Origin of the sequence: Sporomusa aerivorans, from assembly GCF_041428895.1 — a bacterium.
Lineage (GTDB): Bacteria > Bacillota > Negativicutes > Sporomusales > Sporomusaceae > Sporomusa > Sporomusa aerivorans.
Genome location: NZ_CP156926.1, coordinates 808452 through 829111, shown reverse-complemented (window position 1 = coordinate 829111; position 20660 = coordinate 808452). Strand labels below are relative to the sequence as shown.

The 20660-nt window shown below is 46.4% G+C and carries 17 protein-coding genes and 1 other annotated feature; of the genes, 3 read left to right on the top strand and 14 right to left on the bottom strand.

Annotated features, from left to right (window positions below; translation table 11 throughout):
- The first annotated feature begins 370 nt into the window (after positions 1-370).
- Positions 371-589: a helix-turn-helix domain-containing protein gene (locus SATMO3_RS03770; RefSeq protein WP_371377684.1), complete on the top strand. Its 219-nt coding sequence runs from the start codon at positions 371-373 to the stop codon at positions 587-589.
- A 157-nt stretch (positions 590-746) separates the two neighbouring features.
- Here the strand turns inward: SATMO3_RS03770 and SATMO3_RS03765 are convergent, their stop codons facing one another.
- Together SATMO3_RS03765 and SATMO3_RS03760 are read right to left on the bottom strand one after the other, a co-directional pair.
- Complete coding sequence (locus SATMO3_RS03765) at positions 747-1280, bottom strand: nitroreductase family protein (RefSeq protein WP_371377682.1); 534 nt, start codon at positions 1278-1280, stop codon at positions 747-749.
- A gap of 147 nt (positions 1281-1427) precedes the next feature.
- The gene (locus SATMO3_RS03760) at positions 1428-2015 is read right to left on the bottom strand and encodes a TetR family transcriptional regulator (RefSeq protein ID WP_371377680.1); all 588 of its coding nucleotides are present in this window, start codon (positions 2013-2015) and stop codon (positions 1428-1430) included.
- A 165-nt stretch (positions 2016-2180) separates the two neighbouring features.
- Positions 2181-2451, top strand: a binding site (T-box leader).
- Between the two features lie 96 nt (positions 2452-2547).
- Between SATMO3_RS03760 and SATMO3_RS03755 the strand changes: the two genes are divergently transcribed.
- Positions 2548-5079 (top strand): AMP-binding protein, encoded by a 2532-nt coding sequence (locus tag SATMO3_RS03755; RefSeq protein WP_371377677.1) that lies wholly within the window; start codon positions 2548-2550, stop codon positions 5077-5079.
- A gap of 101 nt (positions 5080-5180) precedes the next feature.
- Here the strand turns inward: SATMO3_RS03755 and SATMO3_RS03750 are convergent, their stop codons facing one another.
- The 11 genes from SATMO3_RS03750 to SATMO3_RS03700 all read right to left on the bottom strand — a co-directional run bounded on the left by SATMO3_RS03750 (position 5181) and on the right by SATMO3_RS03700 (position 18518).
- Positions 5181-6008 carry a methyl-accepting chemotaxis protein gene (locus tag SATMO3_RS03750; RefSeq protein ID WP_371377674.1) on the bottom strand — a complete coding sequence of 276 codons (828 nt, stop codon included), beginning with the start codon at positions 6006-6008 and terminating at the stop codon, positions 5181-5183.
- Positions 6009-6126: 118 nt separating this feature from the next.
- Positions 6127-7233 carry a uroporphyrinogen decarboxylase family protein gene (locus SATMO3_RS03745; protein ID WP_371377671.1) on the bottom strand — a complete coding sequence of 369 codons (1107 nt, stop codon included), beginning with the start codon at positions 7231-7233 and terminating at the stop codon, positions 6127-6129.
- A gap of 80 nt (positions 7234-7313) precedes the next feature.
- On the bottom strand, positions 7314-8528 hold the full coding sequence (locus SATMO3_RS03740; RefSeq protein WP_371377668.1) for an MFS transporter: 1215 nt from the start codon (positions 8526-8528) through the stop codon (positions 7314-7316).
- Positions 8529-8634: 106 nt separating this feature from the next.
- A complete protein-coding gene (locus tag SATMO3_RS03735; protein WP_371377665.1) occupies positions 8635-9759 on the bottom strand; it encodes a uroporphyrinogen decarboxylase family protein in 1125 nt (374 codons plus the stop codon).
- A gap of 47 nt (positions 9760-9806) precedes the next feature.
- Complete coding sequence (locus tag SATMO3_RS03730) at positions 9807-10913, bottom strand: uroporphyrinogen decarboxylase family protein (RefSeq protein ID WP_371377662.1); 1107 nt, start codon at positions 10911-10913, stop codon at positions 9807-9809.
- Between the two features lie 92 nt (positions 10914-11005).
- Positions 11006-12439 (bottom strand): S-layer homology domain-containing protein, encoded by a 1434-nt coding sequence (locus SATMO3_RS03725; RefSeq protein WP_371377659.1) that lies wholly within the window; start codon positions 12437-12439, stop codon positions 11006-11008.
- 152 nt (positions 12440-12591) lie between these two features.
- On the bottom strand, positions 12592-13803 hold the full coding sequence (locus tag SATMO3_RS03720) for an MFS transporter (RefSeq protein ID WP_371377656.1): 1212 nt from the start codon (positions 13801-13803) through the stop codon (positions 12592-12594).
- 18 nt (positions 13804-13821) lie between these two features.
- A complete protein-coding gene (locus tag SATMO3_RS03715; protein WP_371377653.1) occupies positions 13822-14928 on the bottom strand; it encodes a uroporphyrinogen decarboxylase family protein in 1107 nt (368 codons plus the stop codon).
- Between the two features lie 21 nt (positions 14929-14949).
- Positions 14950-16068, bottom strand: coding sequence for a uroporphyrinogen decarboxylase family protein (locus tag SATMO3_RS03710; protein ID WP_371377650.1), 1119 nt, complete (start codon positions 16066-16068; stop codon positions 14950-14952).
- 49 nt (positions 16069-16117) lie between these two features.
- Positions 16118-17230 (bottom strand): uroporphyrinogen decarboxylase family protein, encoded by a 1113-nt coding sequence (locus SATMO3_RS03705; RefSeq protein WP_371377647.1) that lies wholly within the window; start codon positions 17228-17230, stop codon positions 16118-16120.
- Positions 17231-17306: 76 nt separating this feature from the next.
- The gene (locus SATMO3_RS03700) at positions 17307-18518 is read right to left on the bottom strand and encodes an MFS transporter (protein ID WP_371377644.1); all 1212 of its coding nucleotides are present in this window, start codon (positions 18516-18518) and stop codon (positions 17307-17309) included.
- A gap of 293 nt (positions 18519-18811) precedes the next feature.
- On the opposite strand from SATMO3_RS03700, the gene SATMO3_RS03695 reads away from it, so the two are divergent.
- Positions 18812-19699, top strand: a complete 888-nt coding sequence (locus SATMO3_RS03695) for a LysR substrate-binding domain-containing protein (protein ID WP_371377641.1) — start codon at positions 18812-18814, stop codon at positions 19697-19699.
- Between the two features lie 550 nt (positions 19700-20249).
- On the opposite strand, the gene SATMO3_RS03690 is transcribed toward SATMO3_RS03695, so the two are convergent.
- Positions 20250-20519: a TfoX/Sxy family protein gene (locus tag SATMO3_RS03690; protein ID WP_371377638.1), complete on the bottom strand. Its 270-nt coding sequence runs from the start codon at positions 20517-20519 to the stop codon at positions 20250-20252.
- Between the last annotated feature and the right edge of the window lie 141 nt (positions 20520-20660).

Genomic DNA, 20660 nt, shown 5'->3' with positions numbered 1-20660 from the left:
AATTAAAAAAGACTTGCACCTGTATCCCCCTTATGTAACGTTGGAGCCATTGCTGACTTCCCGGTACACACCGGCTCACCCGTGCTTTACGATTCCCGCGGGAACGGCTTGCACGGCCAATAGGTCTGAATGCAGTACATTGAAGTTATCGCAGGCCTACGCTATAATAAAATAGTATCTTTATAGCCAAAATTCAGTTCTCCGCGCTGCTTATGAGTTGCGGCGCGCCCCACGCAACTTCCACGCCAGATCATGTGTGGAAGCTTATTTATTTAGGTTAACGAGATATGTCACGTCGTTAGAAGTTTTACTTCTTGTTATATTTTAGAAGTAAAACTTCTAAAAGTCAAGTACTAAAGGTGGTATTCATGTGATTATTTTTGCTGAACGATTAAAAGAATTAAGAATGAAGCACAAAGTCAGTCAAGCAGTCTTAGCCGATCTCCTCCATGTCAGTCAACGACAAATCTCGTATTACGAAACCGCCCAGGATACGCCCTCGCTCCCTTCCTTAATTGCAATTGCGGATTACTTCGATATATCTCTTGATTATTTAGTTGGCCGTTCCAATAATCCTGGCAGGCAATAAAAAATAATATGTAAACAGGCTGCTAAGTAAAATACCGTCTAAACTCCATTGACAGGGAGCTTAGACGGTATTTTTATAAATCATGTTTCCCATGCCCTTATTACCTTTTGTTATCCGGGCCGGACCCAGGAAATGATCCTGTTTTTATCAATGACCTCTACACAAACCGGACGATATCTTCAAGCGGTTTGCGCGCCTTCGGACGTACTGTTCCATCTGCCGGATATCCTGCGGCAACAAGCGCACGAATTTGTTTATCCTGTGGAATATCCAGCAACGAGCTGAGTTTTTCCCGGTCGAAAATACCCAGTATGCACGTACCGATACCTTGCGCTTCGGCCTCGAGACAAAGGTAAGCCGTACATGCTCCTATATCGCCTGCCGCAAAATATTGACTGTCAATGATGCACCTGAGCTGTGGCATCAGCTTTGCATGTTCCTCAAGCACAACAAAAAAAGCCTGTGCGCCGGAAATGTATGTATTTAAGCCAAGCTGTTGCGCGCATTGGGCCACCTCGCTTACAATCTCAGGCTTTTCCACAACGACAAAGCTCCACGGCTGGCTATTGCAGCCGGACGGAGTAAGACGGGCCGCTTCTACACAGCGTACCAGCTTTTCGTGTTCCAGCGGACGATCGGCAAAAGCCCGGCAACTCTGACGGCGCAGGCAAAGATCCATAAAATCACTCATATTCTTCCCTCCCATTATTCCATGCTAAAAATATTTTCTGCCAAATTAATGCTATTATAACACCCGAGAACATAAATTACAATATTCATATTTTGTAACTCGTAACTAAAAAATAATGCTCCCACAACCTGGAAGCATTATTTTATCTTAGCAACGAGTTTTTATTCCATTTGTAAGTAATGCAACGACAGTTTGAAAGTTCTGCTCTACATCATCATTATACCATTCGTTTACAAAAGCAGGATGGTGAAAGCGGCTTGTCGCCAAAAAGATCGCCTTAGCCGCCTGGTGAGGCTCGGCAACTGAAAATTTTCCTTCTGTTGCACCTTGAATGATGATACTTTCAAGCTGACTGACAAGCTGCTCCATATGTCTTTCTAATACTTCACTGGCCTCGGCAGCCATCGCGGTGTAATTCGCAAACATCTCAGGATCATCAAATGCGCTTTTACGTTTGCCCTGCACCAGTAATGTCAGCCAGCGGTGCAGTTTTTTTTCAACCGGCAGATCTTCATGCAAAATAGGTTCCAATGGTGCAAAGATGCGGTTAAGCCAACGCTCTGTAACAGCATTCCATAAAGCTGTTTTATTTTCAAAATATCTATAGATAGCAGCATGACTTACCTTCAAAGCTTTGGCAGCATCACATATATTCGCCTTATGGGGGCCAAAGCGTCGTATAGCCTCTTCCGCCGCATCCAATATAATATCTTTATCTAGTGAAATCGACCCCAAACTACACCATCCTTCCTATTAGGAATTAATTATATCATAGCCGTTTTCCGTTTCAAATTACATATTTTATAAATTAGCTGAAAACACTGTCCCTGTCCCCCTGTTTTTAAAAATATCTTGACAAAATTTGTAGAGTTTGGTAGCTTATAAATAATTTAAATATAGATAAATGCGTTGATAGGGAAAAAAACACTGCCGTATGGCGCTCCAGAGAGCTGTTGGTTGCTGCGAAACAGCGCGCCGGTCAGTCGCGAAACTCACCCTTGAGCAGTCCACTGAAAACAACCGCCTTTCCTGGGCTCTGCGAGTAGGTGCGAACGGTTTGCTCACCGTTATCAGCAGACGGCATTGGCTGTTTTAGCTAATCGCCGCAGAGTGGATATGGTTCATATCAACAAGAGTGGTACCACGGAAGTGCAGTGCTTTCGTCTCTTAGCAGAAATGCTCAGAGATGAAAGCTTTTTTTGTTCTTGGGTATTGCTATACTAACAGACCGGTTAGTACGTTCTAAAAAATTGTGAGGAGGATTGCAGTGAAACTCGCTTTTTCTACTCTTGGTTGTCCCAATTTCAATTGGTCCGAAATCTATTCCATGGCCAAGGATCTTGGGTTTGACGGCATTGAAATCCGTGGACAGGGCTGCGAAATATTCACCGGCCATGCCCATCCTTTCACTGCCGCCCGGCTCCCGCAAACGATCAGAAAACTCTCGGAACTGCACCTCGAAATTCCCTGCCTTTCTTCCGGCTGCTGCCTGAAATTCGCCGAAAAAGCCGAAGAAAACCATCAGGCGCTTGTGCAGTATATTTTGGTGGCCGCCCGGCTTGGCGCCCCCTATGTCCGCATTCTGGCCGACCTTGAGGCACAGCCGGGCGGCGAAGTGGATGACACCGTTGTGCTGGCCGCGTTGAATCGCCTGGTGCCCATTGCCGAAGAACATGACGTAACGTTGCTGGTGGAAACCAACGGTGTTTATGCCGATACGGCCCGCCTGGCCAGACTGCTTAATCAAGTGGCAAGCGACGCAGTGGCAGCGCTGTGGGATATCCATCATCCCTACCGTTTTGCCGGTGAAACACCCGGTCAGACGGTGCAGAATCTCGGCGCCTATATTAAATACGTGCACATTAAGGATTCCATTGTCGAAAATGGCGCCATCCGCTACCGTATGCTGGGCGAGGGAGATTTGCCGCTTGACTACGTGATGCTGGCGTTAAGCTCGATCAAATACGACGGCTATCTTTCGCTCGAATGGCTTAAGCGCTGGGCGGACGATCTGGATGACGCCGGCGTTGTTTTCCCGAATTTCGCCAATTATATGAGCCGCTTCGTGGAAAAGACCACGGCCAAAGGCCACCTGTTCGACAATAACGCCAAAACCGGTAAATATGTCTGGGAGAAAGACACGCTCATTGACTTAACTTTTCCCCAGGTGCTTGACCGCATGGTAATTGAATTTCCCGATCAGTACGCCTTCCGTTATACTACGTTGGACTATATCCGGACCTACGCCGAATTCCGCGACGATGTCGATACCTTTGCCCGGGCGCTGATTGCTCTGGGCGTCAAGCCGGGTGACCATGTTGCCGTCTGGGCAACCAATGTCCCCCAATGGTTTATAACCTTCTGGGCAACGACCAAGATTGGCGCAGTGCTTGTCACGGTAAACACCGCCTACAAGATTTACGAAGCCGAATATCTCCTGCGTCAGTCGGATACCCATACGCTGGTGATGATCGACGGTTATAAGGATTCGGACTATGTCGCTATCATTAAGGAGCTGTGCCCGGAGCTTGAAACCGCGGAGGCGGATAAGCCGCTGTACATAAAACGCCTGCCGTTCCTGCGCAATATCATTACGGTTGACTCCAGGCAGAAAGGCTGCCTGACCTGGGAAGACGCCATAGCCATGGCCGGTAAAGTCCCCATCGAAGAGGTTTACCGCCGCGAACGGTCCATTAACAAGCACGATGTCTGCAACATGCAGTATACCTCGGGAACCACCGGTTTTCCGAAGGGTGTCATGCTCAGCCACTACAATGTCGTCAATAACGGCAAAACCATCGGCGACTGCATGGACCTTTCCACAGCCGACCGCATGATGATTCATGTGCCGATGTTTCATTGCTTTGGCATGGTCCTGGCCATGACCGCCTCGATGACGCATGGCGTCACCATGTCGCCGATGCCTTATTTTTCGCCGAAACTCTCGCTGGACTGCATCAACCGGGAGAAGATAACCTGCTTCCACGGCGTTCCCACCATGTTTATCGCCATGCTGGAGCATGAAGATTTTTCGCAGACGGATTTTTCGCATATACGGACAGGCATTATGGCGGGCAGCCCTTGTCCTGTCAAGGTAATGCAGGATGTGGTCGACAAGATGAACATGTCGCAGATTACCATTGTGTTCGGCCAGACCGAAGCCGCGCCCGGCTGCACCCAGAGCCGCGTGGATGATTCCGTAGAGCTGCGCGTCAATACCGTAGGCCGTGCCTTGCCCGGCGTGGAGTGCAAGATCGTCGATCCCCAAACCGGCCAGGACCTGCCCGACAATGTGGATGGCGAGTTTGTAGCCCGCGGTTATAACATCATGAAGGGCTACTACAAAATGCCTGAAGCCACGGCCGCCGCTATTGACAAAGACGGCTGGCTGCACACCGGCGACCTGGCCAGGCGTGATGAAAACGGCTACTACAAAATTACCGGCCGCATCAAGGATATGATCATACGGGGCGGCGAAAATATCTATCCCAAGGAAATTGAGGATTTCATCTATACCCATCCCAAAGTCAGGGACGTGCAGGTAATCGGCGTGCCCGACAAGCAGTACGGCGAGGAGATTATGGCCTGCGTCATCCTCAAAGACGGCGTATCCATGACGGCGGACGAGCTTAAGGATTATATCCGCTCCCACATGGCCAAGCACAAAACTCCGCATTACATTGATTTCGTAACAGAATTCCCTATGAATGCCGCCGGCAAGATCATGAAATATAAGATGCGCGAGCAGGCGGTGCAAAAATTCGACCTGCAGGCCGACAGCCAAATTGAGACTGCCTGACAAAAAAACAAAGGAGCAAAGAATTCCGGTTCTTTGCTCCTTTCTGTCTGCCGTTTCAGTTTGGACCGTCCAGCTCCAGTTGTTGCCATATCCCGCGCCCATTATACCACCTCAGCAATCTTTTCGAGTTCATTCGCCGTAGCGCTTAAAGATTGCATCGTTGACATCGTTTGTTCAGTTGCTGCCGCCTGCTGTCTGCTAAGTTCGAAAGCACGATCAACCGTTTGGGCTACGCATTCCGTTTGATTCTGGATAGCTTGTAATATTTTTTTTATTTCGGCAACGGAATTGGCACTGTTAACAGCCATTTTACGAATCTCATCGGCAACAACTGCAAATCCTTTGCCGTGCTCTCCCGCCCTGGCAGCTTCAATTGCGGCATTGAGTCCAAGTAGGTTGGAATTGGCGGCAACATCGCTGACAAATTTTAAAATATCGCCCGTTTTATTTATTTGAGTGGCAACATTGTGTCCGCCTTCCTTAATTTTACTTAATTCCTCCGCCAAGTGCGCTGCGGTGGCTCCCAACTCCTGTGATGTTGCCGCTATTTTTTCGGCTGTGGCGGCAACAGTTTGCGCCACTCCGTAAACATTATCCTGGTTTTCCATACTTACAGTCATAGAAAAAATACCAATCAATGATCCATCAGCTTCAAATACCGGTTCGCAATGCACTTTTACTTTCATCCCTAAAATTTCTTTGGGGATTACCTCACTCACCGGCTGCTTAGATTCTATGCACTGATAGCCAATGCCTGGCGGTATACGTTTACCAGTCTCAAACATATTCGGAACATCAGGCAGAAAATCACTTTTTTTAGCACCAGCTATAATCACGCCAACACTATCAATAACGACGGCACTGCAGGGAAATGGATTTGCTGCCACAATAATAGTAATACAATCTCCCAAAGCCTCCAATTTGGTCATTATTATAACCATTCCTCTCGCAAGCGCAGTGGTAACGGTATGAAACCATTGCCACTGCGCTTATTTTACATGACAGTAAGATTTCAGACTTATATCCTCGATTTAAAGTATAAACCGTCTATTTCCCTGAAGCGGCGGAGATCATAGCCTTAACATTTTCCACCTTGGCATTGGGCGGGACGGTGCAACCGGAGGATAATATGAACCCTGTACCCATGTCGTTTATTAATTTTGTGCAGTATTCGTAAACCTTATCAGGAGTACCTAAGGTAAGCAGGCCGGCCGGGACATCCCCTTTGATACACATATGGTTGCCGAGCACCTCTTTTATTTTGTAAATATCAGTACAACTGTCAGTTTCAAAAACGCATTTTCCCCGCGGCAACGCCTTAAAATACTCCAGATCGCGTTCCCAGTTGCCGTCGATATGAAGATTCGCTATCGCGCCTTCTTCAATAACAACCTCCACAGTCTTTTGTAGGTATTTCCAGACAAACCGTTCCCACAACTTGGACGAAAAAAATTGACTGGCGCCCCGGGCAGGAGAGATAAAGACGGCCAGCGGTTTGGCCTCCTGAATTTGTTTTCGCAGGGTAGTCATAGCTTCCGCCTGGATTACATCCAAAACGGCCGCCACTTTATCCGGTATTTTGAATAAATCTCTCATAAACTTTGGAAAAGAACGGCCGCCGCCCAAAAACTCGTTTACCGTGATGGCACCACAAGGGTTATAAAATACATAACCCGCTGCTTCGACATTTTTCCCCATTTGCGGGGCAACTTTCATTTCATCCATAATGGAAGCCAGCGGTAGTTCCAGCCTTTGGGTAAAGTACTGCTCGCTAAAAGACGCCCACCCCTTGGCTAAAATGGTGTCATAATCTTCCACTGTCATCATTTCTTGTTCGTCTAACTGCCAAAGGGCATTATCCGGCAATTCCCGGCCCGGCAGTTTGACCTTCGCGCAAAAGCCTAAGGCAAATCCCTTTGCGGCTGTAAAGGCTACGCCGGAACCATCAATATCTCCCAGCTCTTTGCAGGATTTTAGAATGATTTCATTTGATCTTTCAAGCGTTGAAATATAATCAGACAGTTTTACTCCCATATGACTAGCGGCAAAAGCATCGCCTGACAGTATCACTGGCGTCTTATCCGGTTTTTCCAGTGCTATTGCCTTTTTTATTCTCACAGTACGTTCCTGCAGTAATTCTGCAGATGTTCTCATCAACAGACTCCTCCTAAATTCATCGTTAAGTCACAAGACAATTGGCAGCATGTAAATCAACTGTCAACACCACCCGACAGTTAACCGGCAATCGTGGTTTGAGATTCTCCTTCCCGGTTGCGGGTAAAAATTACATATACTAGCGCAATGAGAGCGAAAGCGGCCATATTGCCGGCGACAAACATAAAGCCAGACCGGATTGAACCATTGGTGAGCCAGTCGACGAATTGCGTGTAAAAACCGGTGAAAAATTGGCCAAGGTAAATAGCCATGCTTAACAGGGAAATGGCAAAGGTCTTTTGGGAATTAGGGGCTACTATGGATACCCGGTTCATTAGGTAGGGGAACATCAAACCCATGGAAAAGCCGAGAAAAATGACTGCAGCCATCATCATGCCATAGGAGTGGGCAATACTAAATAAAAAGTAGCAGACCGACATACAGACTAAACCGACAACAACGGTAAATCGTTTAAGCTTGTTCCAGATTTGGGCAAAAACCATACTAACGGCAAATGAGGCCAGTGTATTGATTGACGAAGCCATACCGGCGTCGGCCGAAGTACCGATGTGTTCATTGACTATGAACAAGGCTAATTTGAAGATAATAAACATAGAAACAGTCATGAATATCAGCATGTCAAGGGAAGTAAGCCAAACCCGGTAGCCGAGCTTTTCCGTCGCGCCAGTTTGCAATTTTGCCTGGGTAATTGCCGGATCTTTTTTCTCCGGGAGAAAATCCGGCAATAAAAACCACTGCATGATTAAAACGATAACAAAAAGCAGGTAGTAATAAAAAGCATATTTCCAGTCAACCAATGCGGCATAGCCGGCGGCAATACCAAGTACGAACGAGACAGCACCGCCGCAGGAATTGGTCCAGCCCATGAGTTGGGCACGCTCCTGACCGTCATACAGGTAGGCGATCATGGCCGGGGCCAGAGGATAAACAATGCCGCAGCCAATTCCCAGCAAGGCCCGGGTCCAGACTAAATCCATAACGCCGGTGGCAAAAATGCCACCAAAGCCACCAATAATGAACAGAAGCGTCCCGACGAGCAGCAAGGTTTTTTTGCTGATATAGTCGGCTAGCTTGCCGGTTATCAGTATTGCCGGAATCATTAGCAATGAAGGTAACGACAGCAATTGATTGAGCCAGGGACCGGCATCCGGGTAGGATTTTGCAATATCGGCCAATAGCGGTACCATCAGAGCGCTGGCGACCATACCGTTCACACTGCTAAGTAGCAGCGTCGTTTTCAGTAAAACAGTTCCTTCTCTTTTACTTTCACTCATAAATCATTCTCCTCTCCTATTTGTAATCTAAAAACAGCTGTTGCAAAGCTATTGCATTCATTAGCGCCATCAACTGGGAGTTGAATAGTGAATAAATCAGGCTGAGCTATTCGATACAGGCCGCGATGATCGCGTCGATATTTTCGGGTTTGGTGTTGTGCGGAAGAGTGCAGGAACCACTGGCGATAAACCCGTTAGGACCGAGATCGGCGATCTGTTTCTTGGCTTCTTTGTATACTTGATCCGGAGTGCCAAGAGACATGAGAGCTGCGCTGATATTACCGGTAATACACATCCGGTCGCCGAGAGCCTCTTTTATCTTATAGATGTCGGTCATGCCGTCGCTGTCAAAGATACAGCGGTTTGCCGGAAAAACTTTGAAGTAATCAAGAACCTTTGTCCAGTTTGCATCCATATGAAAATACGGTGTGCCGCCAACCTCTAAAACAGCGTCGGCTTCGGCCTGAAACAGGGGCCAGACAAATTTTTCAAATTTATCCGGAGAAATAAAATCGCAGTTACCGCGTACTGCAGGAGCGATCCCCACCCGGATGCTTTCTCCGGGGCAACGTTGCTGCAGTGCCGCCAAATCACGCCGGAAGTCGGCTAGCATTTCTTCCGCAATGACATCAAGCGTTGCTTTTACTTTGTCCGGTATTTTCCACAAATCGCGGGTAAAGTTGACGATACCGCGTCCGGCGCATAGACCGTCGTAAATAATCGGCCCCATCATTTGCGTCATGTTGATACAGCCAAATTCCTGCAGCTTCCGGTCGGTATAGGCCATGTATTTTCCGCTCAGCAAAAGCTCTTCTTCGGTCAGACCAAGATAATGTTCAAAATAATACTTCTGATAATACTTCCAGCCCTTGTTAATAATGACGTCATAATCTTCCATTTGCATGCAGGCAACTTCTTCAATCTGCCAGGAGGCCGTCGGCGGCAGTTCATGACCGGGCAGTCTGGTTTTTGACATCCAGACAGCGCCCAGCGCTTTGCCGGGAGTAATCCCCAAAACGCTTACAGCGTCGATGTGTTTCATTTGTTTTAAGGCATCAAGAGCACGCTCAAGCGCCCAGGGAAATTTATTCACATAATCAGCGGGAATTGCCGAACGTTCCGCATATTGGAAGAAAGCAAAGTCTCCGGACAGACAAATCGGGGTACGATCTGTTTTTTCTCTGCGAACCGCTTTTTCAATCCGTTCTTTTCCTTGATTGACTTCATGCATAATTTACACTAACCTCCATCCCGCTTATAAACAGACAGTCTTGTCGGCTACTTACCGGCAGCGGCTGCAACCATGGCTTTAACATTATCTACTTTGGCATTTGGCGGTATGGTGCAACCCGAAGCAAGAATAAAACCTGTTCCCAGATCATGAATCAGTTTGGTGCAATAATCATACACGTCATCCGGAGTGCCCAGCGTCAGTAAGGCAGCCGGAACATCACCCTTAATACACATATGGTCACCCAGAACCTCGCGCACTTTGTAGATGTTGGTAGAACTATCGGACTCGAAGATGCATTTCTGTTTAGGCAAGGTTTTAAAATATTCCAGGTCACGTTCCCAGTTGCCGTCAATATGGAGATTGGCTATGGCGCCTTCTTCGACAATCATCTCCACTGTAGCTTTCAGATATTTCCAGACAAAGCGCTCCCATATTTTGGGCGAATAGAACTCACTAGCACCCCGCGCAGGAGAAAGAAAAACAATGAAAGGCTTGATAGCACGAATTTGTTGCCGGAAATCGGTTAATGTTTCCTGCAGCATCAGATCTAAAACAGCCTCTACTTTATCAGGCATCTTAAACATATCTTTCATAAACTTGGGAAATGACCGTCCGCCGCCCAAACATTCATTAACCGTGATGGCAGCGGTAGAAGCGAATACCAGATAACCGGCATCCTCAAATTTTTTTATAAACTGCGGCACATCGGCCATTTGCGGCAGCAAGTTATCGACATCAATTCCCAGCCGGTTCTTGATGTAATCATCGCTAAACTGTTTCCAGCCATTGTGTAAAATGGCATCATAGTCCGCCACAGTCATCAGTTCCTGTTCATCAAGCTGCCACAAAGCATCAGCCGGCAGTTCCCGCCCGGGTAATTTGACCTTGGAATAAAACACTAAAGGCAAACCTGCCGCTCCTCCAAAAATATTGCCGGCTCCGTCCACATCGCCAAAGTCTTGGAATGAATGTAAAATGGCTTCATGAGAAGCCTTAAAATCCGTACAAAAATCTGATAGTCTCATGCCTGCGTATTTCGCAAAAAAAGCGTCGCCGGTGAGTGTAACCGGTGTCCTGTCCGTTTTCTCAAAAGCAATGGTTTTCCTCACCCGTTCGGTGCGTTCATTCAATAATTGTTGCGCATTTTTCATAATCAGCCACTCACTTTCTTTAAATTCCCGGTCATTTCGACTACAGCAATGCGTAGGAGTATGCATTGCTGTAGTCCGTATCGGGGCCGGAATTAATAGAAGAAGTCTAACTTAACTTGATACAGCTTACCGGATTCATCAGTGTAGCCGGGCAGCAGACTGAGATCTTTATACTTAACCTGCCAGTAGGCTAACTGTAGGTTAGTGTTTGGAGCGATAACTTTTTGATAGAGCAAAAACAGGGTTTTGGTGTTGTCCTGTTGCTCATAGCTAGGGCTGCCGACATAGTTCTTGTTCCACTGAAAATCCCAGCCATTGGTGTACGGCGGCACAGCGCCGGCGCCGCATTCAAAATAGCCGACAGCCCAGGCGCTCTGGCCAACAGTCTTGTGGTCAACAATATCGGACGCCGGCCAGGTGGTGTGGGGAATCGTTGTTTGGCCATTGGTCAGGAACAGGGCCCAAGCTGTAGGATTTTTCGGGAGCGTGGTATAGCCAGACAGCACGCTGCGGTCAGCAAGCCTGGTGTCGATATATTCGGCCAGCAGTGTCAGGCCACCGAACTTGTAGTCGGCCGAAATGTCAAGACCTTGGGATTTTTGAAACGAAGTACCGAGATAGTTGCCGTTGGTATAGGCAAGGTTGGCATCGGTGCTGCCGTTAACCGTGGACCAGTAGTAACCGGCCCGCAGACCTAAGTTGTCAGATACTTTAGTGCCTAATTGGAAATTGCCCAGTACCGGATTGATCTGGGACGGGCTGGTCATAAAAGCCGGCGAGTTTACGTTGGCAATATAGGTAGTAGCTTCAACGCCGCCGAGGGTTTTCTTTAAAAAGATGCCGTCGGCGTTCGAAGGCCGGGCGAGCAGACCGATACCGATATCATGGATCGGCTGGCGGCCTGCCCAGATCATGTCAAAGCCCATGGTATCAAACATCATGGCGCTGGCGCCGGTCATTTTTACAGCGGCAGTGGTATTGCCGATATGTTGGTCGCCGCCCATTTCCAGGGTAAGGTTAACATTCATTTTGTCATTGACTTTGTAGGTGAAGAAGTTCTTATCGGCAAAGGTAAACTTTTGACTGCCCTTAAGCCGCTCAGTACCGGCGGCTTCATTGCCGGCCGGAAGGCTGTCATGATGGTAGCCAAGCTGCAGGTCACCGGTAATTGTTAATTTATCTTGTTTCTCTTTAATAGTCTTAATTTCAGCACCGAGAGTCTTGAGCTCACCGGCAAATTCCGTGGCCAGCTTGTTGATTAGCGCTTTGTCTTCTTCATTGGCCTTGTCAACTCTTTTTAGGGCTTGGACCACGATTAGAGCCATTTCATAACGGGTAAGAACATTATTGCCACGGAAAGTTCTGTCACTGTAACCGTCTACAATTCCATCGCTTGACAACCGGGTAACAGCATCGTACGCCCAGTGATTGGCCGGGATATCGCCGAACGGATTTGCGGCGGCAAAGGCTACCGCCGCAAAACTAAATAGAAAGAGTACTAAAACCAGGAACACTACCTTTCTCATCGTTTTCCCACCTTTTAATTTTCTACTATCAAGACTTTCAACTACTGCCAGCGCTCATCAATTGCTAATAATATTCTTACTTTTATTGTCGATTGGATTAAAAACAACTCCCCCCCTTTCTGGTTGGTGCTGTTCCACCTGCAACCTGAGGATTACTTCTCCACCATGCTGACATTACGGTCCCGTCCCTGTGTGGCAAGGATATATACTATGGCAATCATTGCACAGGCAAAAAGCACCGACGCTACAAAAGAAAATGTTCCGCGAATTGAGCCATGGGAGATCCAGTCGGCAAATTGTGTAAAAAATGCCGAGAGGTATTGCCCTACATAAATCGACATACTCAACAAAGAAATAGCAAATGTTTTCTTAGAATTAGGAGCCACAGCGGAAACGCGATTCATTAGGTAGGGAAATATTATGCCTAGCGATAAACCAAGGCAGATAACCGCAACTACAACCAGTGAAAAGTTGTGGGCAATACCGAAGAAGAAATAACCTGAAGCCATGCAGACAAGTCCCAACACGGCGGTAAACCGTTTTAGCCCCTTCAGCACTTGGGAAAAAACCAGGCTAATTAAAAATGAGGCTAATGTCTGAATCGAAGTGGCAAGCCCGGCATCCGCCGATGTGCCAAGATGTTCGCTAACGATAAATAAGGATAGTTTGTAAAGAAGAACCATTGACAGGGTCATGTATACAATCATGTCGAGAGAAGTCAGCCAGACCCGGTAACCTAACTTTTCCTGCGGATTGCCTGAGACTTTGGCCTGAGCTATCTTGCCATCCTCCTTCTCCGGCGGGAAATCAGGCAACGCAGCCCACTGCATAAGGAACACAAGAACAAAAATCAGATAAAAATAGAAGGCGTATTTCCAGTGAAATAGTGCGGCATACCCGGCACCAATGCCCAAGGCAAATGAGAATACACTGCCGCAGGCGTTGGTCCAGCCTAGCAGCTGTGCGCGTTCCTGGCCCTGATATAAATAAGCGATCATGGCTGGCGCCATCGGGTAAACAACACCTGCGCCGATTCCCAGCAGCGCTCTGGTCCAAACTAAATCCATAATGTTGTTAGCAAAAATCCCGCCAAAGCCACCGGCAGTAAACAAAATTGTTCCAATCATGAGCAGTTTTTTTTTGCTAACATAGTCTGCCAGTTTACCGGTTATTATTATTGCCGGAATCATGAGCAGACTGGGTAACGACAGGAGCTGGTTCAGCCAGGGGCCAGCGTCCGGGAAGTCTTTAGCGATATTGGCCAAAATCGGTACCAACAGGGCGCTGGCGACCATGCCATCGACACTACTGAATAACAAGGCTCCTTTAAGCAGCGTTTTTTGGGTTCCATCACTGCTAACCACAAGACATTCTCCTCTCACTTATTTACCTGAAGCGGCTGATATCATTGCTTTGACATTTTCCACCCTGGCGTTTGGCGGTACATAGCAACCGGAAGATAGAATGAATCCCGGACCCATATCACGTATGAGCTTTGTGCAGTAATCATAGACCTCATCCGGAGTTCCCATGGTCAGCACGGCTGCCGGCACATCGCCTTTAATACACATGTGATCACCGAGCACTTTTTTGATCTTGTAAATGTCGGTCACCGAATCAGTATCAAAAACACATTTGCCCCGTGGCAATGTTTTAAAATATTCCAAATCACGTTCCCAATTGCCATCAATATGGATATTAACTGCCGAACCTTCCTCAATAATTACATCTGCCAATCCTTTAAGGTACCGCCAGACAAACCGTTCCCACAGTTTTCGGGAAAAAAACTGGCTGGCGCCGCGGGCGGGAGTCAGGCAGGTCACTTGCGGTTTGACGACTCGCAGTTGCGTTCTGAGCTCCTCCACCGTTTCTTGCTGGATGATATCCAAGACGGCTTGAACCTTGTCCGGCATACGGAATAAATCGCGCGTAAATTTAGGAAAGGATCGGCCTCCTCCCAAGTGTTCATTTACCGTAATGGTGAAGCAAGGCGTATAAACCATATAGCCGTCATCCTCAACATCGTTGATCATTTGCGGTATACCATTTAATTCCGCTACTATCGCGGGAACAGAAACATGCAGCCTATTGGCAAAATAATCAGCTTTAAAGGCCGGCCAGCCTTTATTTAAAATGACATCATAGTCGTCCGGCATTATCCTTTCCTGTTCGTCAATCTGCCATAAAGCATTGTCCGGCAGTTCCCGGCCAGGCAGTTTGACATTGGCAAAAAAGGCCAGTGGAAATGAATTTGCGGCGGTAAATACCGCACTTATTCCGTCAATATCTCCCAATTGCTTAACTGAATCCATGATGATTTCATGAGATCTTTCCGGGCTGGAGCAATATTCCGCTAATTTTACACCCATGTGCATCGCACAAAATGCATCGGCTGAAAATACCACCGGCGTCCTGTCCGGTTTTTCCAGCGCAATGGCCTTTAACACCCGCGCGGTGCGCTCTTTAAGCAGTTCTTGGGCTGTTTTCACAATAAACACCACCTATTCATCTTAGCCTTTTGCTGCAGCAACTAAAGCTTCGACATTTTCTGGTTTCGCATTGCAAGGTACGGTACAGCCTGAGGAAAGAATGAAGCCGTAAGGACCAATTTCTTCGATTAATTTGCGGGAATACTTGTATACTGCATCCGGGCTTCCCACCGTGAGCATAGCCGGCGATATATCGCCGGTAATGCACATCCGGTCACCGAGTACTTCCTTTATCCTGTAGATGTTGGTCGAGCTATCGGGGTCGAATATACAGCTTCCTTTGGGAAAATCAGTAAAATAATCCAGAAAATCATCCCAGCGGGCGTCCATATGGAATAATACTTTAACACCTTCAGCGATAGCTATGTCGGTAAATTTTTTGAACAATGGCCAGCCAAATTTTTCGAACATCTTGCGCGACAGGAAATCACAGTTGGCCCGGACGCAAGGAACTACGACCGTGCAAAACGGTTTTCTCGCCCGCAGGAATTTTATCTCGTCCTCAACCATTTCAGCTACCATAACCTCTAATACGGCTTTAACCTTGTCCGGTCTTTTATACAAATCGCGGTTAAACTTGGCCAGCCCGCGGCCGGAACAAAGAGCATCATACGGTATGCCGCCGCCAATACCGTCAAGCAGGTTAACCAGGCCGATTGATTTGAATTTTTCGTCCTGCCGTTTGTTGAATTCCAGATCTGGCGTTATTTGTTCTGGGGTATAACCTAACCTGGAGATCAAAAAATCTGATAAAAACTTACGCCAGCCAATTTTTAAAATGGTATCGTAATCTTCTTCGGTCATCAAGCCGACTTCATCAATTTGCCAAAAGGCATCGTCCGGCAGTTCCCGCCCGGGAATCTTGGTTTTGGACAACCACATCGCCCCGGTTGCAGCCGCTCTACCCAGTACCGGCGGTCCGCCAGCGTCAACAGCGGCCATTTTCTGATAGCCGTTAATTACCATATCATCAGCCCAATCCGGCCGGGTTATAAAATCAACCATTTTCGCCTCAGGGTTGCCATATTTCAAGAAGAAGGTTCCCGAAAGCATTATTGGCGTTCGGTCAGGTTTTTCTAATGCAATGGCTTTTTTTAACCGCGCCATTCGTTCAGCGAATAGAGTTTGCGTCGCTTCCACCGCCACACCTCATTTCTTCTTACTTTCAATCGCCGCCATGCTTGAATGCTTATGTACCGGAAGCGGCGGCAACCATGGCTTTGACATTTTCCGTCTTGGCGTTAAAAGGTACAAAACAAGCCTCAGCCAAAATGTAACCGGTCGGGCCGATTTCGTTAATCAGCTTGCGGCTGTAGTTATATACTTCCTCCGGCGTACCCAGCGTCAGCAACGCTGGCGGTACGTCACCCATTATGCAGCCATGGCCGTCTAACGCTGTTTTGAGTCGATAAATATCGGTTGAGTTGTCGCTGTGAAAAATAAATTTCTTGGCCGGCAGTCCGCGAAAGACTTCTAAATCCCGGTTCCAATCACCATCCATATGCAAATAAGCAACTGAACCATTTTCCGCAATAAATTCCACTGCCTGTTTCAAATACGGCCAGACAAAGCGGCGCCAAAGCTTTGGTGATAAAAGGGAAGTAGCGCTGCGCGGAGCGCCGATCATCACCGTTAACGGATTACCGGCAAAGCAAGGCTTGGCCATGGCCAGCAGGTCCGGCATGGCGGCATCCATGGCCGCTTGTACTTTGTCCGGGCGTTTAAATAAATCTTTCATAAAGTTACTCATGCCCCGGCCACAGCTGAACAAGTCAAGCGGCAGGCTGATTGCGCCCCCAGACAGCGGCACAACGCCGGCATTTCTAAAATTGACATCATATTGGGCCATATTGGCTTTACTCACTGCTTCTAAATCGACCAGCGTTTCGGGAATTCTGGTTTGGAGAAAATGCTTATTGAACGCGTTCCAGCCTTTGTTGATGATCATATCGTAGTCCTCGACCGTCATTAGATCCACTTCTTCAACTTGCCAGAGAACATTTTCCCCTAATTCCCGTCCGGGCAGTTTTTGCTTGGAGAGGAATGCCGGTCCGCTGGCAATGGCCAAAGCGGTCGTTTGCATTGAGCAATCGGCGTTTTCCCCCATGTCCAGCATGCAATTAAGCATCATTTCGCTTGCTTTATCCATGTCACTTAAGTATTCGGCTAAGGTAAATCCCATATGTCTTGCGGCAAAGGAATCAACTCCCAGCACTACCGGCGGCCGGTCGATCTTTTCCAATGCAACCGTCTTCTTAATTCGATCAGTACGTTCCTGAAATAGTTCCAGGCCAGTTTTCATAATAATATCCACCCTTTCGGTTACCCGTTTGCGGAGTTTCACAAACTCCGTTGACTTGAGTGAGCTTTTGCCCGCCTTAAGCGTCTAAGGTCTCACTACTATTTACATGACTATTTACATGCTTATCAAATTGACTTTGCGTTAGCAATATAAAGCCAATGGCAATAACAACAATAATCAAAAGCTGGCCGGCAATTATCGAAAATGCCGTCCTTGTTACGCCATTAACCAAAGCTTCTACCGCTTGAACATAATAAGCCGCTAAAAATTGCCCAATATACATTGCTGTACTTATGAACGATACCGCGGTGGTTTGCGCGTTTTTAGGAACAACCATGGTTATTGTTGTCATCAGGTATGGCAACACAGTTGCCAGCGAAACTCCCATAAAAAGCGAGGCAACAATAATCATTGCAAAATTCTGCGCAATACTTAGGCAAAAGAAACAGACTCCGGTTGCGGCAAAGCCCACCACTACCGTATATCTTTTCAAGAGTTTAAATATTTGTCCAAACAATAAACAAAGAATCAACGCGGTAAATGATACTACGGAAGAAGCTATGCCGGCATTAGCCGAATTTCCCAGATTTGCTTCCATGATAAAAATAGCCGTTTTTACAATGTACACCATGCTGATTACCATATAGACCAGCGTCGCCAAAACATAAACCCACGCCAACCAGTTCAAACCGTCATTTTTGTCGTCCTTTTTCATTGTGATATCCTGTTTTTCCGGAGGTACATGGGGTAATATCATTATCTGGGCAACCAACAAAACGATATATATTAGATAAATATAAAAAGCGTAATGCCAGTCCATTACCGCAAGATAACCGGTAACTGTAGCAAAAACCACCCCGAAAATGCTGCCGGCCGCATTTCCCCAGCCAATCATCTTAGGTACTTCCTGGCCTTGATAAAGCTGCGCAATTAATGCCGGAACCAATGGAAAAATCAAACCGGTTCCCACGCCGCCAATAGTCCGCATGAGTAAAATGAAATCAATATTATCATGCAGGCCACCGCCAAACCCGCCAATGATATAAAGAATAGAACCAAAAATCAGAACTGTTTTCTTACTGACATATTTGCTAATATATCCGGACAAAAGTATTGCCGGAATCATAACCAGTGACGGCAAGGAAATTAGCATAGGAATTTTCGTTCCCGCAGTTGGAAATGTTATTGCTAAATTCCCCATGATCGGCATAATTAGCGTGGTTGCCATCATTGTATAGGTGTAGCTAAACAATAGCACTGCCTTCAAAGCCAAATCCCTACTTTGCATGTATAACACCTTCTTTTTTAATTTTTGTTATATAATACTGACAACGTCTTATTCACCTCCATAGCATTCGGCTTTACAAAAATTACATGTTTATTCTACTTAAAAGAAAAAAGATTGTGAAATATCAAAATAGACAGGTATATTCCAAAAATTCATAACCTGTGTGATGGATTTTGTGCGAATCTTGAAGTATAATGACGTATATTGTCTAGAGCACAAAAAAATCGCTCAAGGCACAAAACGAATTTCATCCGTTTTGTGCCTTGAGCGATGCGAGAGGAATGGATATAGCCATGAATAATGATATTCGTTATTTGCATTCATTCATTGCTGTAGCTGAGTATTTAAATTTTACCAAAGCAGCCGAACATCTCCACCTTAGTCAGTCGGCACTAAGCAAGCACATTATGGAGTTAGAAGAACAGTTAGGTGTACAATTATTTATTCGCAATCACTCAATTGTTCGGTTAACACGTGCAGGTTTTACCCTGTTTAAAGAGGCCAAAAATCTTTTGGACAAAATTGACGAAGTGCTGGAAGCAACACGCCAATCCCAGCATGATGTTTCGGGAAAGCTAAAAATTGGCTGCCCCAGTTCTTCACACACTTTCTTGCCGAAAATTTTTAGGCGGTTTTGTACTCTTTATCCCCACATCACACTTGAGCTTCGAGTGCTACAGACGCCAATGAGCAATAACCAACTGTATTTAGAAGAATTAGACATTAACTTCAATTCCTACATTGGACATATGGGGAAACTAAAGTCTCCCTTTAAGCAAAAGGAAATACGAAGATCACGACTATGTTTCTTATTGCCTATCGATCACGCTTATGCTAATAAATATTCCCTTGATCTTCACGAACTTAAACAAGAGCGCTTCATTCTCTTTGACCAACCGGGATTTGAATTTAGCAATTGGTTTGTTAGTAAGTGTACTGAACAAGGATTTACCCCTAATATTGCACATATTTGTCCGGAAGTAGATAGTATTTTTTTACATGTGGCATCCGGGTTGGGAATTTCATTTTTTGTTTTGGATGCAGAATATTGTAAAATGCTGCAAAGTCAAATTTCTGTTGTTGCTATGAGAGGCGACGATGCATATGGCGTGGCTTATGCTGTTTGGAATACTAAAAATAAAAACCCGGCTATTCCACTTTTTTTAAATTCAATTAATTGACTATGGACTATATAATAATCAAGTAGGAAAAATCCTAAATTAAGACTGTCTACAAACGACTAAGAAACAAAAACCGATTCTGTGCTCGTTAAGGTCTAAACACAAAGAAGCTCCACAGGGGAATAGAACCCGTTGTGGAGCAGCTTCGTTTACACCGGAAAATAGCTTACTATGCTGTGCAGGCTTTCTTCTTTTTCATTGCAGCTAGTCACTTTTACGACAACAAATAGTACGGGAATGATAAAGATGTTAAGCGCCGTAGCCACAATGTATTATGACAGCATTGATTTATTTAAACCGGAGGGACGTTACCTTGTGGGCTACTATAAAGGAAACTGACGCCAGATGAATCAAGCCTTTTACCAGCTTGCCGACTATGCAGATTTGTTTGGTCTAAACGTTATTAAATCTGCAGAAAGAGCCAAAAATTTTGGTTCCCATTCCTCAACCAAACGTAAGAGTTCCTGATTGTTCTTCACAAATTCACTCATGTTCCACTCTCTATTTACCTTTCCAAAGGTAAATATGCAAACCGCCTGCTTCAAATGAATTACGCCTTGCTGTTTTTCAGATTATGAAAGAATGCTTTTAACTCCTGCTTAGTTTCAGGCGATAGCTGCTTATCCGGAATACCGAGAACAGCGCCCTGTATTCCGTACAGCATGTGCAGACAGGCGCCAGGGTCACGGTGAAGGCGGATGCGGTAAAATGCCTCCTTCGCGCCAATTGCTTTAAGCTGCTCCGGCGTCTCGATGCCGACAGCCGCCAGATTTGCTGCCATTACCTTGCCGATGTTGGGCAGTTCGGATAATGTACTCATATCAACGCCTCCCGAAAAGCGAATGCAATACAGTTTTTCCCAATTATAGTGCTTATCCCCTTGTTCGTCAATAGCAATTTCTACGGAAAAACAGGGGGACAGGGACACTGTTTTGCAAGAACATGTCCCTGTCCCCACGTT

What these genes read in the sequence shown, in the direction of transcription:
- SATMO3_RS03765 (WP_371377682.1), bottom strand. Translation starts at nt 1,280, where the DNA reads ATGAGTGATTTTATGGATCTTTGCCTGCGCCGTCAGAGTTGCCGGGCT.
- SATMO3_RS03750 (WP_371377674.1), bottom strand. Translation starts at nt 6,008, where the DNA reads ATGACCAAATTGGAGGCTTTGGGAGATTGTATTACTATTATTGTGGCA.
- SATMO3_RS03745 (WP_371377671.1), bottom strand. Translation starts at nt 7,233, where the DNA reads ATGAGAACATCTGCAGAATTACTGCAGGAACGTACTGTGAGAATAAAA.
- SATMO3_RS03740 (WP_371377668.1), bottom strand. Translation starts at nt 8,528, where the DNA reads ATGAGTGAAAGTAAAAGAGAAGGAACTGTTTTACTGAAAACGACGCTG.
- SATMO3_RS03735 (WP_371377665.1), bottom strand. Translation starts at nt 9,759, where the DNA reads ATGCATGAAGTCAATCAAGGAAAAGAACGGATTGAAAAAGCGGTTCGC.
- SATMO3_RS03730 (WP_371377662.1), bottom strand. Translation starts at nt 10,913, where the DNA reads ATGAAAAATGCGCAACAATTATTGAATGAACGCACCGAACGGGTGAGG.
- SATMO3_RS03725 (WP_371377659.1), bottom strand. Translation starts at nt 12,439, where the DNA reads ATGAGAAAGGTAGTGTTCCTGGTTTTAGTACTCTTTCTATTTAGTTTT.
- SATMO3_RS03705 (WP_371377647.1), bottom strand. Translation starts at nt 17,230, where the DNA reads ATGAAAACTGGCCTGGAACTATTTCAGGAACGTACTGATCGAATTAAG.
- SATMO3_RS03700 (WP_371377644.1), bottom strand. Translation starts at nt 18,518, where the DNA reads ATGCAAAGTAGGGATTTGGCTTTGAAGGCAGTGCTATTGTTTAGCTAC.
- SATMO3_RS03695 (WP_371377641.1), top strand. Translation starts at nt 18,812, where the DNA reads ATGAATAATGATATTCGTTATTTGCATTCATTCATTGCTGTAGCTGAG.
- SATMO3_RS03690 (WP_371377638.1), bottom strand. Translation starts at nt 20,519, where the DNA reads ATGAGTACATTATCCGAACTGCCCAACATCGGCAAGGTAATGGCAGCA.